The organism is Rhizobium cerradonense, assembly GCF_030182455.1.
Classification (GTDB): domain Bacteria; phylum Pseudomonadota; class Alphaproteobacteria; order Rhizobiales; family Rhizobiaceae; genus Rhizobium.
Genome location: NZ_JAQJCK010000008.1, coordinates 120,283 through 134,332 on the forward strand (window position 1 = coordinate 120,283; position 14,050 = coordinate 134,332).

Consider the following 14,050-nt stretch of genomic DNA (forward strand, 5'->3'; position numbering starts at 1 on the left):
GCATCTATGTTGGAAAACCCAAGGCTCGCGGGCGCTACGAATCTCGGCCATGCGGCGGAGGCGAAAGCCATCAAACGTAAGAGATAAAGAAGAGTAATACGCTATGGGGGAACACGTCACCACCGGAGTGCTCGCCAATGGGAATATTAGTGCCCCCGCTGGTCGGCTCTTGCTGGGGGGCAAGGCCGACCAGATTCTTTCAAAATTAAACCGCCAGGAACGCTGACGGCGGAAGCTGAAGTGCAGTGGCGATCCGCTTCAGTTTAGCCGGATCAATATCTGCGCCATCTTCGATGCCTATGATTTCCTCATTGGCGAGACCACAGGTCACCGCCAGATCTTCAATGCTGTAGCCCACGGTCTCACGGGCTGCCTTCACACGCGCCGCGACATCGTCCGCATGCACGGCTTGCGGTGGAACCTCATTGAAATTATTGAGTGAAATGGACATTATCGTCTCCTTCTCTACATAGATTCTTGCGAAGTCTTTTTTGAGTCTTGGGACAGGCGCCTGTTAACGCGCCGATAACCTTTTATTTCAGCAATGTAATATGAACAAGCAAAAATCGTCGCGCAGCGCCGGTCGGGCCTATGGCCACGCGCAGACGCTGGTCATGCGTCCATGGACGAGATCTGACGAACGATGACCAAGCAACGGATAGTTAACGGATTTTTCACCGCTCACCGAGCGCGAAGTAACGGCAATGGAGAGGTCGGCGCCGGCTTATCGTTCCCGGAAAATCTGTGAATATGGAGGGACGGGAAAACGATTTAATGCGCAAAGCCGCCCGGATGGCTTGCCTTTTCCAACGTCATCCGCCTCCGATTCGCTAACGTGAAACATCCGCTCAGCATTCGCTAAACAGTCTTGAGGGCGCTAACCTTTGGCCTTGGGCGCGCGGCTTGGCCGGCGAACGGCTCTCACCTTACCGCTGCCGCCTCCGCCGCAGAAGAACTGATCTCCGCCATCGGACTCCATTCCCGACACACCCATTCCAGCCGGCATGTCGAGCCTTTCCAGGACCTTTCCCGTTTCGGGATCGATCCGCCGCACATCGCTCTCGTCACCTTCCCAGGTGCCGTGCCAGAGTTCGCCGTCGACCCAGGTGACCCCAGTAACGACGCGGTTGGACTCGATGGTGCGGAGGATTGCTCCCGTTTGCGGATCGATTTGATGGATCTTCCGGCCCCGATGCTGCCCAACCCAGAGCGTCCCCTCGGCCCATGCGAGCCCGGAGTCGCCGCCATGGCCAGGCGCCGGGATCGTGGCGAGCACGCGACCGGTCTTCGGATCGATTTTCTGGATGATATTCTCGGCGATCTGAAACAGATGCTGACCGTCGAAGGCCGTTCCCGCATGAGAGGCGACCTCGATCGAATGCAGCACCTCCTCCCCTTTTGCCGGATCGAAGGCGCTCAACCGGTCTCCGGAGGCAAACCAGACGTGCCGGCCGTCGAAGGTGACGCCGTTCACGCGGTCGGCGCCGGGAAAGGGTCCATATTCACGAAGAATTTCGGCTTGAGATCGTTTCATGCTGTCATCCTATTCATTCGGCAGAGGACCGGGGAGTAACAAGATTGTCGGGAATCCGAGCACGGGCGGGGTCATCCAGCGGCGTGCCCTCCCAAGACCCAGCGACTGTACCTTACCTGCTTCCGCAAGCTGTTCGAGCGCACGCTGTACCGTGCGCGGGCTCGCTCCAAGTGCAATCGCCAGCGCAGAACTCGACCAGGATTCGCCGTCGGCAAGAAAGGCGAGCAGCGCCGCATGCTGTTCTTCGACGGGCGGCGCCAGCACGGCGACCTCGCTTGCGCGGCGCGGCACCAACGCAAAGCCACGTTTCGTGGCCCGAACATCCGCCAGCGTCCTGAGCTCGGCGCGAAGCCGCCCTATTTCGACACGCAGTCTTGCACGATGCGATTCATCGGCATGTTTGGCCCGAAAGGCGCGGGTGAGAAGTGTGCTTCTCGGCACATCTGCGGGCCAGGCTTCGCCCAACGCGCGTGCAAGCGCGAACAGGACCGGGCGCGTCGCAAGCGAAACCACCGCCCCTGCATTCCGGACGACGTTACGACATGCGTCCACCACCAGCGTCCCCGACTCCAGAAGCGTTTCCACCTCTTCAAGCAGGAGCGGGCGCTCCTCGCCACGCAGGATCAGGCGCGCCGCAGCCGTGTTCAGCACGAGCGAGGCGCTTTCGACCTCCGCCGTCAGCGCAGGAATATCCGCTGCACTTGCGGCCTGCCCTGCCCGCGTAAGTGCTGCACGCGCTGCCTTCGTCTGCAGGCGGCGAATGGCGATGCCGGCAACGACCAGCTCGTAAGCCGCCCTCGAAGCGGGAGGAAGCGGTGTCGGGTCAAGCTCGGCGAGCACGCGCTCGGCTTCGTCGAGATGGCCGATCAGGAGCAGGCGCCGGACTTCGAGATTCCGGGCATGGGCGGCATTCACGCGGTCGCCATGTGCCTCGAGGGTCGCCCGCGCCGCGGCAAGCGCTCTGGCGGGCCAGGTAAGGTCGCGCGAGACGAGTGCGATCTCCGCTTCGGCGACGACACACCGGGCGCGGGCCATGCCCTCCTTTGGCCCGAAGGCGCGCGCCGCATTCTTGAGGAGCACCTTTGCGCGGCCGAGATCACCGAGTTGCGCCATCGCGATGCCCCTCAGCGCGAGCGCCGGCGCATCATCGCGCAGGGCAACTCGCTTCAACGCGCCGAGAGGATCGCCCGCCGCAAGCGCATAGGCCGCAGCGGTGATCATCGAGTCCATCGAAATCCCGTCAAACTTGTAACTCCCATCAATTCGATAGCCGGGCGTAGTTTACTCGCGACCACCAAACAGCACGTCGCATCTTGAATGATACGGCGGCAGATAGCCAAGGGAGAAAAATGATGACCGCACATATGACAGCGACACGCAAAGAATGGCTGGCTGCACGGTTGGACCTGCTCGCGGAGGAGAAGGAGCTGACGCGGCGAAGCGACGAATTGGCGCTGCGTCGGCAAGCCCTCCCCTGGGTACGGATCGAAAAGGACTATCGTTTCGAGACGGAGAATGGCAGAGCCTCGCTCGCCGATCTCTTTAAGGGACGCTCGCAGCTCCTCGTCTACCACTTCATGTTCGGTCCCGACTATACGGCCGGCTGCCCATCCTGCTCTTCGATCGCGGATGGATTCAACGGCTTCGTCGTCCATCTCGAAAACCACGATGTCGCCTTCTCGGCGATATCGCGCGCACCGCTTGCAAAGCTGCAGGCATTCAAGCAGCGAATGGGGTGGACCTTCCCCTGGGCGTCCTCGTTCGGCAGCGATTTCAATGGCGATTTCAGCGTCTGCTTCACCGAGGACCAGCAGCGCGAGGGCGGCATTGAATATAATTTCAGACGCGAGGCGCCTTCACCTCAACCTCGGCAGGAGCGCGGCAGCGAGAAACCGGTCTCGCAAATGGCGGCCATGACCGGAACCAACGCTGCCACATTTACGCGCGAAAGGCCGGGCCTCAGCGCCTTCGCGCTCGATGACGGCGTCGTTTACCACACCTATTCCAGCTACGCGCGCGGGCTGGATGGCCTCTGGGGCATGTACCAGTGGCTCGATCGTGCCCCCAAGGGACGCAACGAGAATGGGATCTGGTGGCGCCATCATGACCAGTACGGCCGGAGCTGACGTGTCGATGTTTAGTGAACCCACCCCTTCGAAAGACGGCTTTCTCGCCGGCGGCGGGTCTGCCGGTGACGCTGTCGCCGTTGGCATCTCTCACTGGCTGTCCCTCGCCGCGGCGCCGACATTCGCGATCATGGCGCTGCTGACCGCCGCTGTCGGCGATCAGGATGTGATCTGCTCGGCCATGCAGGGGGCTTTACCACTTGGCGGAATGGTCCCGATGTATTTGCTCATGAGCGTCTTCCATTTGGCGCCTTGGCTGAGGCTTCTCTCCCGCCAACAAAACGGTGCACGCCCGCTCTGATCCGGCGTGCACCAGACCGAACACCACGAAACCCGATTATTGACCCGTAAAGATTGGATTCAATCTTTTTTGGTAATTCTCCATTAGCAATTCATGTCGGCGGTTTTCGAGCGACATGGATTCTGCCGTCGACTGTTGTTTTGCGTGCGGGTTCATATGCGTCTAGCGGCTGTGTCAGCAATCTTTCTCACCTCCCTGATTTTGTCGGCATGCGCCGCCAGCTCCGGTCCGGAAGACGTCCCGGTCGCGCCGCCGTCGCAGGAGACGACAAATTCCATCACCCGCTCAAGCGGGCCCGTGCCGACCGCTGAGGTCGGCAGCACCGCTCCGCAAGTGGTCAAACAGCAGCAGCAACAGCAAGCGCTGACATGGACGGAAACGCCTCCGGAGCCGCAGGCGTTCGTGCCAACAGCCAAGACCGACGGCGTGCCCGTTCCCGCGGAAAAACCGGTCGCTCTGCTCATGCCGGTGAACCCAGCGATCAGCGCCGCGCCGCAAACGCGAATGCAAATCTACAGCCGTCGCTTCCGGGACGCCAAGCCCATCAACTTCGGCAGTTCCTCACCCAGAAAACTCGCCGTGCACGGCGTCGACGTTTCGCGTTGGCAGGGTGACATCGATTGGGAGAAGTTGCAGGCGCAGGGTGCGAACTTCGTCTATTTGAAGGCGACCGACGGCGGCGATCATCTCGATCCCATGTTCAAGAAGAACTGGCGCCGGGCCAAAGAGGCAGGGCTGAAGCGGGGTGCCTATCATTTCTTCTATTGGTGCCGGACGGCCGGCGAGCAAGCCGATTGGTTCATGCGTAACGTTCCGAGGGAGGCCGGCGCTCTGCCGCCGGTCATAGACGTCGAGTGGAATGGCGAGTCGAGCTGCAGGAGAAAACCCTCACGCGAGCACGTTCTGGAAAAAATGCAGGTTTTTATGGATAAGCTGGAGCGGTATTACGGCCAACGCCCGATCATCTATACCGCGCCGGATTTCTACCGCGACAACTTGCGGGGCGAATTCACCGACTATCCCTTCTGGCTACGCTCGGTGGCCGCACATCCCTCCCAGGTCTATCCGGGGCGGAAATGGCTCTTCTGGCAATATTCCGGTTCCGGCCTCACGCATGGGGTCGAAGGGCGGATTGACCTCAATGCTTTCCACGGCAGCGAGGAAGAATGGCATAGCTGGTTGGCGTCGCGGTCGAATTGAGCCGAGGGCGGATCATGACTCGATCCAAAAGCTTTCAGCCTAGTCGCACCCAATCTGCGGCTTCGAGCACATAGGAAGCGAACAGGAAATCTCGGATCTCGATGATCCGGTTTTCCGACCAGCCGACCAGGACGAAATGCGCAGGTCTGTCCATCGGGCCGGTGCTGTCAAAGACCAGCATGGCCGGCTGTCCTTCAATGGCACCGAGGGCGAAGCGCCATCTCGTCTCTTCCGCATAGCGCGTGAAATAGATGCCAATCTTGTCGCGGCCTTCCAGCCGGAGCCGGTTCACCAGATCCAGCTTCACGTCGTCGGCGAGCATGGCGCGGATCGCGTCGAAATCGCCACTGCGAAACAGATCGACGTAAGCGGTGATCTTCCGCCGATCCGGGTCGGATATCAGCGGCAATTGGAGGTCTTCGGGCTCTTGTGCGAGTTGCCGTAACGCCGCTCGCCCGCGTTGGAGCGCCGATTTGGCGGCGGCCGGAGAACACTCGGCAATGCCTGCAATCTCCTCGACCGAATGACCGAGGACATCCTTGAGGATCACCGCGCAGCGCTGAAGCTCAGGCAGCCGCAGAAACGTCTGGAAGCTGATCGCTACGATGTCGGCCTCGGGTATGGGCGCCGCTTCCATGTCTTCGGTGAGCGCAACGACCGTCTTGCGAGACCTGTCACGCAGGAAATCGAGGCTCGCATTGTGGGCGATGCGAAACAGCCAGCCCTCGAGATTATCCACCTCGGCGCCCCGGGCCCGCGCGTGAAGAGCCTTGACGAGGGCATCCTGCAATACATCCTCGCCGTTGACCGCCGACCCTGTCATGCGCGCGCAGTAGCGATGAAGGCGTGGCCGCAGCGCTCTCAAACGATCTTCGAATTCGTCGGTGCTCATGTGTCGAAACCTACTGCGCTTCCGCGCGCAACTCTATCCCACGCCGAACGGTTGTGCCAACCATTGCGGATGAGGACCAAAATTACTTTGGTTGCTGGCATCGCTCAGTCCTTTTTGCCTGATTTGCGATCTTTGCGACCTGTATAAGCGGCCACCATCGTTTCCCCTCGCCCGCGGGACGAGGGGGATGGGCTCAAACTTCCCGGTTGTCGAAAAGGAACATTTGAACGCCCGAGTCATCAGGCGCAAAAAGCTGGCGATCCGCCCTGGTCGCCTGTCCCTCCGGGCTGGCAAATGCCCTTTCGATCGCCGCGAGGTCGTCGAAATACAGCGTTCCGATCCGATGAATCGTGGAGCCTCCAACCACCGTTGCGATGGGTCCGTCGCTGACCTCGTATTTCCTGAGACCCGGAATTTTCTTGGCGAGGGGCACGTGGACTTCAAAGTAATGCCGATCAAATTCCTCAATGTTCTTCGGTGTCGGGTAAATAACAACCATCCGAGCCATTGCAGTTCTCCTTAGTTGCTTGTTTGACGCAGATTTACTTGTGCGTTCATCCTTATCGGGTTTCGTTCAAAACCACCGAGCCTACCGTGGAGTCCAAGCTCGCCAACTCAGCAATCTTCGGAAAATAGGCTTGCATGCGCGGATCGCCGCGCATCGCCTCAATGGCGGCGGAGGTCTCCCACTCGGAATAGATGACGACACTAGCGCCGTCCTTTGCCGCGATCAGCCGGGTCGTCTTCCAGCCATGGAGCGTGCGGATCACTGTGTCGATGTTCTGCTTCAAGAGCGCGATCAGCGCCTCCTTCTGTTTCGGACACAGCAAAGACGACTCCAGGGACCGAAACGGATCGCCGCGTAAAAGATTTTTTCGGAAAATCGGCGCCACAGACGTGGTTCGACCGACAATCGGATGCTGCCATCCGCAACGAACTTGTCGACCGCGTATTGCCACACCCTCCTGCCGCTACATCTAAAAGGCGAAATAATCAGTCCGCTCATCCTCGAGCGCTCAAGAAATCCCATGAAATTTTAGGAGAAACAGCCATGGTCGACGAAAAACAGCTCGTCTCTAAAATCACTTGGCGTCTGATGCCCTTTTTGGGGCTCCTGTATCTGGTCGCCTATATCGACCGGCAGAATGTCAGTTTCGCCAAGCTGCAGATGGTCGATGCGCTTGGGATGAGCGAGTATGCCTATGGCCTTGGCGCATCTCTGTTTTTCATCGGTTACTTCATCTTCGAAGTGCCGAGCAATCTGATGCTGGAACGATTTGGCGCCAGCAGATGGTTCGCCAGAATTCTGATCTCCTGGGGCATCGTAACGACGCTGCTCGCCTATACGCAGAATGCAACGATGTTCTACATCCTGCGCTTCCTTCTCGGCGCTTGCGAGGCAGGCTTCTTCCCCGGCGTTCTCTATCTTCTCACGCTCTGGTTTCCGTCCGCCTATCGCGGCACGATGGTCGGGCTGTTCATGATCTTCAGCGCATTCGCCAACGCCGTCGGCGCGCCGCTCGGCGGTATGCTGCTCGATCTCGACGGGCTCTACGATATCGCTGGCTGGCAGTGGGTGTTCATCGCGACTGGTATTCCGGCCATCATCTTGGGCGTGGTGACGATATTCTATCTGTCGGACCGGCCGGAGCAGGCGCACTTTCTCACCGACCAGGAGAAGCGCTGGCTGCAGGATAAGCTTACCTCGGAAAATGCCGGCATGGACAAGAACGCTGATAACGGCTTCAAAGCCCTCGTCGATCCGCGCGTGCTGCTGATGGCGCTCTGCTATATCGCCTTTCCGCTTGCAGCCTATGGCCTCAGCTACTGGCTGCCGACGATCGTGAAAAGCTTCGGCGTCGGCAACACCGAGAACGGTTTCCTGAACATCATTCCATGGATCCTAGTCGCAATCAGCCTCTATGTCGTTCCCGCCATGGCGGCAAAGGCGAAATCGAAGACGCCCTATATCGTCATCCCGGCCTTCGTCGGAGCGCTGTCGCTCCTGCTTTCCGCACTAATCCCGGACCATACGCTGCAGTTCGCGTTTCTGTGCATCGCTGCCGCCGGTATCTTTTCCGGTCAGCCGGTCTTCTGGAGCCTGCCGTCACGGTTCCTGAGGGGCGCCGGCGCCGCGGCGGGCCTTGCGGCCATCAACTCCGTTGGCAATCTCGGCGGCTTCATTGCCCAGAACGTCGTGCCATGGATCAAAGACGCAACGGGAAGCACGATTGCCCCGATGTTCTTCCTGGCCGGATGCCTGGCCATCGGTGGCCTGCTCGTCTTCGTCGTGGAACAGCAGATATCGCGAAAAGAGCGGGTCGCCAGAGAAAGAGAGATCGGGGCCGCAACATCCCCGAAGATCTGATCAACCCATCATCTGTGATTTGGCCGCAAGCACGAAATCGTGCTCGACATCCCAGAAAGCTCCTTGGAAGCCGTATTCTTTTGCGCGTGAAGGATCATTTGTCCGCTTGAACCGGGCAAGCAGGCTCTCCTTCACGCCGAAGACCGCATCGGAATTGATGTAAGGATCATCCGGATCGAAGATGTGTGTCACCAGGGGCTCGAAACCCCTGGCCTTGATGATGTAGTGCAGATGCGCCGGACGGTAGGGATGGCGGCCGAGCTGGCCGAGAAGCTGGCCGACCGGACCGTCGTCGGGGATCGGATAATATTTCGGCTTCACCGCCCGGAACCAGTAACGGCCGTCGGCACCAGTGCGAAAAACGCCGCGCAGATTGAAATCCGGTTGTACGCCCTGCTGCTGGACATCGTAGAAACCTTCATCATTGGCCTGCCAGACATCGATAACAGCGCTTTCGATCGGCCGGCCGTCCGTGTCGAGGATACGGCCGGAAATGAACATGTCCTCGCCCTTCTGATCGAGGCAGATGTTGGCGCCCATCTCCAGCTCTGGCGCGCCATCGATATGGAATGGCCCCAGCACAGTGCTTTCCGAAGCGCCCGATGGCTTGCGGTTGTTGATCGCGTCGACCAGCATCGAGACGCCAAGCACATCGGAGAGCAGGATGAATTCCTGCCGCCACTCATTGCAGATCTGACCGGTGCGGGTGAGGAACAGAATGGCCTGCAGCCATTCTTCCTGTGTCGGCTCGATCTCCTTCACCGCCTCGTGCACTTTGCGGGTGATGACTTCCATCACCTGTTTCAGCCGTTCGTCCTTGGCATTGCGGTTGCGGCCGGTGACGACCTCGACCGAACTCTCTTCGGTGAAGAATCCCTTTTCATGCGCATCCATGTCCATCATCCTCATTGGTCCAAAATCGATGCGAAGACGCGGCGCAGCTCGGCGACCGGATCGTCAGCATGATGTTACTGCGGTCGCCTGCCCTCCCAGGCATCCTGCAACAGGCAGCGAATGGATTGCCGGTCGATCGGCCGCGGGTTCCAATAGGGGTTCTCGGTCGCGATCTGAGCGGCGCGATCGAGATCCGCTTCGCTGAGCCCCAGATCCCTCAGCGCCATCGGGGCGCCCACAGCCCTAGCGAAATCCCAAAGCCCGCCGCCGACCGAGTCGCCGAAAATCGTCGCGGCCGATGCCAGCAGCTCCGGCACCGCGGCCGCGTTGTACGCCGCCGTATGCGGCAGCATGATCGCATGCGTTTCGGCATGCGGCGTGTCGAACGTACCGCCGAGCGTGTGGCAGATCTTGTGATGCAGCGCCATTCCGACCGTGCCGAGCACGGTGCCGCAGAGCCAGGCGCCGTAGAGCGCATCCGCCCGTCTATCGACATCCCCGGGCGATGCGATGATCGCCGGCAGGCCGGTCTTGAAGGCCCGGAGGCCCTCGACGGCCATCAGCGTCGAAATCGGGTTTCGGTCCTGCGCATACAGGGCCTCGATGGCATGCGCCATGGCATTCAGCCCGCTGGTGACGCTCATGCCGACGGGCAGACCGGTGGTGAGCACCGGATCGTAGATCACGACTTCCGGTAGGATGCTTGCATGGCGCACCGTCGTCTTCCGTCCATCCTCGGTCTGGCCGAGGATCGGGGTCACTTCGGAGCCGGCATAGGTGGTCGGGATGACGATCTGCGGCTGGTCGGTGCGAAAAGCGATCGCCTTGCCGAGGCCGGTCGTGGAGCCGCCGCCAAGTGAAACGACGCAATCGCAACCGGTCTGCCGCACGACCTCCATCGCCTTTTCGGTGACATCGACAGGCGTATGCATGACAGCGCCGGCAAAAACGCCCGCCGCAAGTGGCCCGAGACGCGCCGCCAAAGCCTCGGCATCCGCCTTCCGCTGGGGCGTGGAGAGGACGAGCGCGAGCCTGCATCCGAGCTTCTCCACCCACTCTCCGGCAAGCGCGCTTTTGCCTTCGCCGAAGACGATATGGGCGGGACTGCCGCTATAGACGAAATTGCGACTCATGCTTCGGCTCCCTGTTTTGCGCACGCCATGACAAATGTGAATTCGAGCCGCCAGGATGGTGCGCCACCGATGCTCACGCGCTCGAATTCACGGATCAACTCCGGCTTCACGCCGAAAATGGCATCCTCGCCGAGAGGTTGGTCGCTGCCGTCAACGTTCGCAATAGCTATCTAGGTATTAGGCGCATGACTCGGACATGGAGTGTCTAAACGTTCTGGAGCTCCGATCGTCAATTGGCCAATAGGCCTGACGGAAGATCTTCAATTTCCGCCGATAAATCATGGAACGATTGTTCCTTCAGCAGCGTGACAGCCTCAATCTTAAAGGCTGGATTTGTCTGAAAAGCTTGGAGAAGGCCGCGGTCGCACCGTCAATCGATAAGCTTTTTCGACCGCAGATGATTGAGATAGACGGGATCGATATCTTTGATCGATTTTGTCTTTGCGAGCCGTCACCGATGACCTCAAATTTGAGCGCTAGTGCGCTTACTAACCTCATCCAAGAAGAAGGCGCCGAAACTATCTGCAAGGCGTTCACCCGGATTTGCCGCGCCGGTAGCCGGAGTCCACTCAACGACAGGGTACTCGTCCTCAGAGTTTACGACAGAACCATCCAGGCAGAAAATAGGACCGTAACCACTACTCATGATGGTGACATGGGTTTTGGGGTAGCCGGCAAGTTTACGATCCTCCAAAGTCCGCCAAATCATGCTGGGCACCGAACTACCCGGTATTTTATTCGCAACGATCCCATAAAATTCGGCATCATCAAATGAACCAACTCCCAAAGTCGCAAGAAACTTGCTGTAGCTGGGAGGCATCCGAATACCCAACATCTGTTCCGCCGCTTCGACATTATCGTCTGGTGCCGGGCCGAAAAAATCGGAACTCGACGGATTGGCCTGCACGATCGCAAGTGCATTTTCAAAATCAGTTATCGCTGTCATTCTGCGCTCCTAAAAATCCTTTGCTCTCGTCCGCCAGTAATCGGACTTCCATTGATTGAAAGGGCCCCTGTCCATAGATGGTGGCGCGCTACTGTATCTGTGCCAATTGCCAGCACTATCCCGATACATCTTATCATATTGATTTGAATACATATGTAGTACGCGATCATTCTCAGAATGAAAAGTACTCTTCACTTCAGCCATAGCGCCTGGCTCATCTTGCGTTAGATGATGCAAATTAATTTCTTTTCCATCGTCGCCAAGCGGTGCAAGCCCTTTCTCCATACGCTGCTTGTTAGTTCTACCTAAGTCATCAACTTTGTTCGGATCAATTAAATCATCGCGCTGATAGACTCTTCGACCGTTGACATCTTTTCTCACCCACCGACTAAGGCGTGTACTGCGCGCTCCTTCCTCGCCGCTTTCAACCGCCCTCCCGACATTGGCTCCTTCTTCGACAATGTCGTCACCGACTTTGGCCGTCTTTGCGATCGTCCCGGCCTTCCCGATACCGGCGGCGATTGTACCGGCCCCACCGCCAACCGCCTGGGTCATTCCAACGACATTCTCAACGGTCTGCGCCGTCTGAGGCGATCCTCCAAGTGCAGTAGTTATTTGCCCGGCGGCCTGGGCGATCGCAGTTGTTTGAGTTTCCCCGGTCCAAAGCTGCTTTAAGCCGGTTGAGAAATTATCATAGCCGTTGACCGCGAGTGCGGCCCCTCCAATCATGGCTGGAACACCCGGCGCCGCTCCGACGCCGGTTGCAGACGCTGCGCCGCCGACACCAGCTAGACCGGCGCCAGCGACACTCTCCGCAGCACCACCTATGGCCTGCAGCCCTCCCATGCCGCGTGTTATGACGCGACCGTGGCTTTCGTCAAACTCATGGATAGCCTGCCCGGCGTCATGAAGCTTCTCGCCGGTCCAATCCCAAGCCTTTTCGTACCAAGCCTTGTCGCCCTTGTCGTTGCCGTCGGGCGCCTTCTTCGTGTCAGTCGACTGAATATGGACGTATTCGCCTTCGGTATTGCCGTTGTTCAATGTGCAGCGATCGTTGTGGCGCTGGACCCAAATGCCATTTGCACGCACGATTCCCGAGGATCTAACCGGTTCGACAACATCTCCAACCGTGCCGGATTTGCATCCCAATCCCACGCCCGGCTCATCGCCATAACAGCATGAAAACTTGGAATCCTGGCGCTTGATGACCATACCGTTCGAGCGGACATCCGGCGAATAGTTCAGATCGTCTGAGGCTTTGCCCCAAGACATGTAGGGAACCGGCTTGTCCGGTGATTTGCACACGTCCGGCGACAAACAAACCGCAATCGCCTTGCTGTCGTCGGGAATGAGCTCGGGCGGTGGGGGATCGGCAGCGGTGGGACGTGGCTGCTCCACTGCCTTGGTCGCCTCCTTCTTCGGAGGCGGCCAAGGCCCGTCATAGCTGAGCATCGGATTGCTGCCGTCCGGCGTCTTGGTGAGCAAAGTGCCAGACATCGGCGGGCCGATAATTCTCGTATCGGCAGGAAGCCCGTAGAGGGCCGCGAAATCGCCATCATAGATCGGGTCGGGAAATTGCCTCTCGCCCATCAAGCCACTCCTTGAGCGGAACTTGCGAAGACAAGACGCGGCAGTCCGCGGCGCTCCGGCCAAGGGAAGCCAATTCGCCAGGTCAGGAAAACGCGCCCGACACCGGGCCGCATGTCGAAATGGACGCCGTCTAGCACCATGGGACCGCGCGCCGGCCCTGTGCCTCGATCGATCGCGACCTCAAGCCGGACATCGGGCAGGCGGCCGCGAAACACCCCCATTCCTGGCAGGAGGTGATCCAGTTCGAAGGGTTCGTTGCCCTGCAGCCAGGGATTTGCCACCAGGTCAGGATGCGCCGCCTGCCAGAAGGAGAAATCGAAATCGTGGGGAAGCAGCGGATGCCTGTCCTTCAGCCAGGCGTCATCGTAGGTGCCGGCCTTCCGGCTCCGATCCTCCCAGAATGGCGAAAGTGGACCAAGACCCGCCGGCGCCGGCCGGTCGCTGACCGAGCGAATGGGCGCATCAGCATCTTCGATTTGCGGCGCCGGCCACTCCGGTCTTTCGCGAAAGCGGTCCTCGTCGACGAGCCCGATCCCTAGCGGGTTTCGTTCAAATAGCTCGCCGCCCTCGATCCTACCGCCGAAGGCAAACCGCCAGTCGATCGGGACATAGGTCACCGCTTCTCCCGCGGTCAGTTCCCAGCCATCAAGGGCATCCTCTTTGTCCTTATCGACCAGCCCGCGCCAGGTCTTGCGGGTCTTCGCACGCCAGAAACGCGGCCCATGAACGCGCAGACGCTTTTGAACGGGTCCGACTTTCAGACCGCACGTCCACGAAGAAGCTGCCACGCCACCCGGAGCAAAGCCGGCGCCGATAAAGGTTACGTCCGTGCCCGGCTTGAACGGTGCCAGATCCGTGCAAGCCATTTGCGGCGTCTGGTGCGGGTCGCCATCATAAGCATCCGACATGACCAAAGGCCGCTGGACATCATCCACGACCAGCGGGCCGCCATTCGCGAGCTTGAACGTGCCTCTGGCAACAACGACGCCGAGGAGATCGCCCGCCAGGTTGTACTGGCGAAAGGCGAGCGCAGGAAAGGGCGTACGGTTGTCGACCGACATCGGCG

General features: G+C 59.5%; 15 protein-coding genes. 4 read left to right on the forward strand and 11 right to left on the reverse strand.

Annotated features, from left to right (window positions below):
- Nucleotides 1-205 precede the first annotated feature (205 nt).
- From PH547_RS19910 to PH547_RS19920, 3 genes are all read right to left on the reverse strand, one after another.
- Complete coding sequence (locus tag PH547_RS19910) at nt 206-451, reverse strand: helix-turn-helix domain-containing protein (protein WP_285169197.1); 246 nt, start codon at nt 449-451, stop codon at nt 206-208.
- 426 nt (nt 452-877) lie between these two features.
- Nucleotides 878-1,534 (reverse strand): Vgb family protein, encoded by a 657-nt coding sequence (locus PH547_RS19915; protein WP_285169198.1) that lies wholly within the window; start codon nt 1,532-1,534, stop codon nt 878-880.
- A 9-nt stretch (nt 1,535-1,543) separates the two neighbouring features.
- Nucleotides 1,544-2,764, reverse strand: a complete 1,221-nt coding sequence (locus PH547_RS19920) for a helix-turn-helix domain-containing protein (protein ID WP_260304922.1) — start codon at nt 2,762-2,764, stop codon at nt 1,544-1,546.
- Between the two features lie 122 nt (nt 2,765-2,886).
- Here PH547_RS19920 and PH547_RS19925 point away from each other — a divergent pair, with 122 nt between their 5' ends.
- From PH547_RS19925 to PH547_RS19935, 3 genes are all read left to right on the forward strand, one after another.
- On the forward strand, nt 2,887-3,660 hold the full coding sequence (locus PH547_RS19925; RefSeq protein WP_285169199.1) for a DUF899 domain-containing protein: 774 nt from the start codon (nt 2,887-2,889) through the stop codon (nt 3,658-3,660).
- On the forward strand, nt 3,638-3,961 hold the full coding sequence (locus PH547_RS19930) for a hypothetical protein (protein ID WP_285169200.1): 324 nt from the start codon (nt 3,638-3,640) through the stop codon (nt 3,959-3,961). The genes PH547_RS19925 and PH547_RS19930 overlap by 23 nt, the downstream gene beginning before the upstream one ends.
- A 156-nt stretch (nt 3,962-4,117) precedes the next feature.
- Nucleotides 4,118-5,161, forward strand: a complete 1,044-nt coding sequence (locus tag PH547_RS19935; RefSeq protein WP_285169201.1) for a glycoside hydrolase family 25 protein — start codon at nt 4,118-4,120, stop codon at nt 5,159-5,161.
- Between the two features lie 34 nt (nt 5,162-5,195).
- Here the strand turns inward: PH547_RS19935 and PH547_RS19940 are convergent, their stop codons facing one another.
- From PH547_RS19940 to PH547_RS19950, 3 genes are all read right to left on the reverse strand, one after another.
- Nucleotides 5,196-6,053, reverse strand: coding sequence for a sigma-70 family RNA polymerase sigma factor (locus PH547_RS19940; protein ID WP_285169202.1), 858 nt, complete (start codon nt 6,051-6,053; stop codon nt 5,196-5,198).
- A gap of 193 nt (nt 6,054-6,246) precedes the next feature.
- On the reverse strand, nt 6,247-6,561 hold the full coding sequence (locus PH547_RS19945) for an EthD family reductase (protein ID WP_104826465.1): 315 nt from the start codon (nt 6,559-6,561) through the stop codon (nt 6,247-6,249).
- Between the two features lie 52 nt (nt 6,562-6,613).
- Complete coding sequence (locus tag PH547_RS19950) at nt 6,614-6,883, reverse strand: putative quinol monooxygenase (protein WP_285169203.1); 270 nt, start codon at nt 6,881-6,883, stop codon at nt 6,614-6,616.
- Nucleotides 6,884-7,104: 221 nt separating this feature from the next.
- Here PH547_RS19950 and PH547_RS19955 point away from each other — a divergent pair, with 221 nt between their 5' ends.
- A complete protein-coding gene (locus PH547_RS19955; protein WP_285169204.1) occupies nt 7,105-8,421 on the forward strand; it encodes an MFS transporter in 1,317 nt (438 codons plus the stop codon).
- Here PH547_RS19955 and PH547_RS19960 read toward each other — a convergent pair whose 3' ends face one another.
- From PH547_RS19960 to PH547_RS19980, 5 genes are all read right to left on the reverse strand, one after another.
- Nucleotides 8,422-9,315, reverse strand: a complete 894-nt coding sequence (locus PH547_RS19960; protein ID WP_283051567.1) for an intradiol ring-cleavage dioxygenase — start codon at nt 9,313-9,315, stop codon at nt 8,422-8,424.
- Nucleotides 9,316-9,389: 74 nt separating this feature from the next.
- On the reverse strand, nt 9,390-10,448 hold the full coding sequence (locus tag PH547_RS19965) for a maleylacetate reductase (protein WP_283051568.1): 1,059 nt from the start codon (nt 10,446-10,448) through the stop codon (nt 9,390-9,392).
- A 463-nt stretch (nt 10,449-10,911) separates the two neighbouring features.
- Nucleotides 10,912-11,394: an SMI1/KNR4 family protein gene (locus tag PH547_RS19970; protein ID WP_285169205.1), complete on the reverse strand. Its 483-nt coding sequence runs from the start codon at nt 11,392-11,394 to the stop codon at nt 10,912-10,914.
- 9 nt (nt 11,395-11,403) lie between these two features.
- The gene (locus PH547_RS19975; RefSeq protein WP_285169206.1) at nt 11,404-12,984 is read right to left on the reverse strand and encodes a PAAR-like domain-containing protein; all 1,581 of its coding nucleotides are present in this window, start codon (nt 12,982-12,984) and stop codon (nt 11,404-11,406) included.
- Entirely contained in the window at nt 12,984-14,045 is a 1,062-nt protein-coding gene (locus PH547_RS19980; protein WP_285169207.1) for a DUF2169 family type VI secretion system accessory protein, read from the reverse strand. The genes PH547_RS19975 and PH547_RS19980 overlap by 1 nt, the downstream gene beginning before the upstream one ends.
- Nucleotides 14,046-14,050: the final 5 nt, after the last annotated feature.

Excerpts from the sequence above, each read along its gene's own strand:
- PH547_RS19945 (WP_104826465.1), bottom strand. The coding sequence starts at position 6,561 with ATGGCTCGGATGGTTGTTATTTACCCGACACCGAAGAACATTGAGGAA.
- PH547_RS19955 (WP_285169204.1), top strand. The coding sequence starts at position 7,105 with ATGGTCGACGAAAAACAGCTCGTCTCTAAAATCACTTGGCGTCTGATG.
- PH547_RS19920 (WP_260304922.1), bottom strand. The coding sequence starts at position 2,764 with ATGGACTCGATGATCACCGCTGCGGCCTATGCGCTTGCGGCGGGCGAT.
- PH547_RS19970 (WP_285169205.1), bottom strand. The coding sequence starts at position 11,394 with ATGACAGCGATAACTGATTTTGAAAATGCACTTGCGATCGTGCAGGCC.
- PH547_RS19935 (WP_285169201.1), top strand. The coding sequence starts at position 4,118 with ATGCGTCTAGCGGCTGTGTCAGCAATCTTTCTCACCTCCCTGATTTTG.
- PH547_RS19980 (WP_285169207.1), bottom strand. The coding sequence starts at position 14,045 with ATGTCGGTCGACAACCGTACGCCCTTTCCTGCGCTCGCCTTTCGCCAG.
- PH547_RS19965 (WP_283051568.1), bottom strand. The coding sequence starts at position 10,448 with ATGAGTCGCAATTTCGTCTATAGCGGCAGTCCCGCCCATATCGTCTTC.
- PH547_RS19940 (WP_285169202.1), bottom strand. The coding sequence starts at position 6,053 with ATGAGCACCGACGAATTCGAAGATCGTTTGAGAGCGCTGCGGCCACGC.
- PH547_RS19960 (WP_283051567.1), bottom strand. The coding sequence starts at position 9,315 with ATGGATGCGCATGAAAAGGGATTCTTCACCGAAGAGAGTTCGGTCGAG.
- PH547_RS19930 (WP_285169200.1), top strand. The coding sequence starts at position 3,638 with ATGACCAGTACGGCCGGAGCTGACGTGTCGATGTTTAGTGAACCCACC.
- PH547_RS19975 (WP_285169206.1), bottom strand. The coding sequence starts at position 12,984 with ATGGGCGAGAGGCAATTTCCCGACCCGATCTATGATGGCGATTTCGCG.
- PH547_RS19915 (WP_285169198.1), bottom strand. The coding sequence starts at position 1,534 with ATGAAACGATCTCAAGCCGAAATTCTTCGTGAATATGGACCCTTTCCC.
- PH547_RS19910 (WP_285169197.1), bottom strand. The coding sequence starts at position 451 with ATGTCCATTTCACTCAATAATTTCAATGAGGTTCCACCGCAAGCCGTG.
- PH547_RS19925 (WP_285169199.1), top strand. The coding sequence starts at position 2,887 with ATGACCGCACATATGACAGCGACACGCAAAGAATGGCTGGCTGCACGG.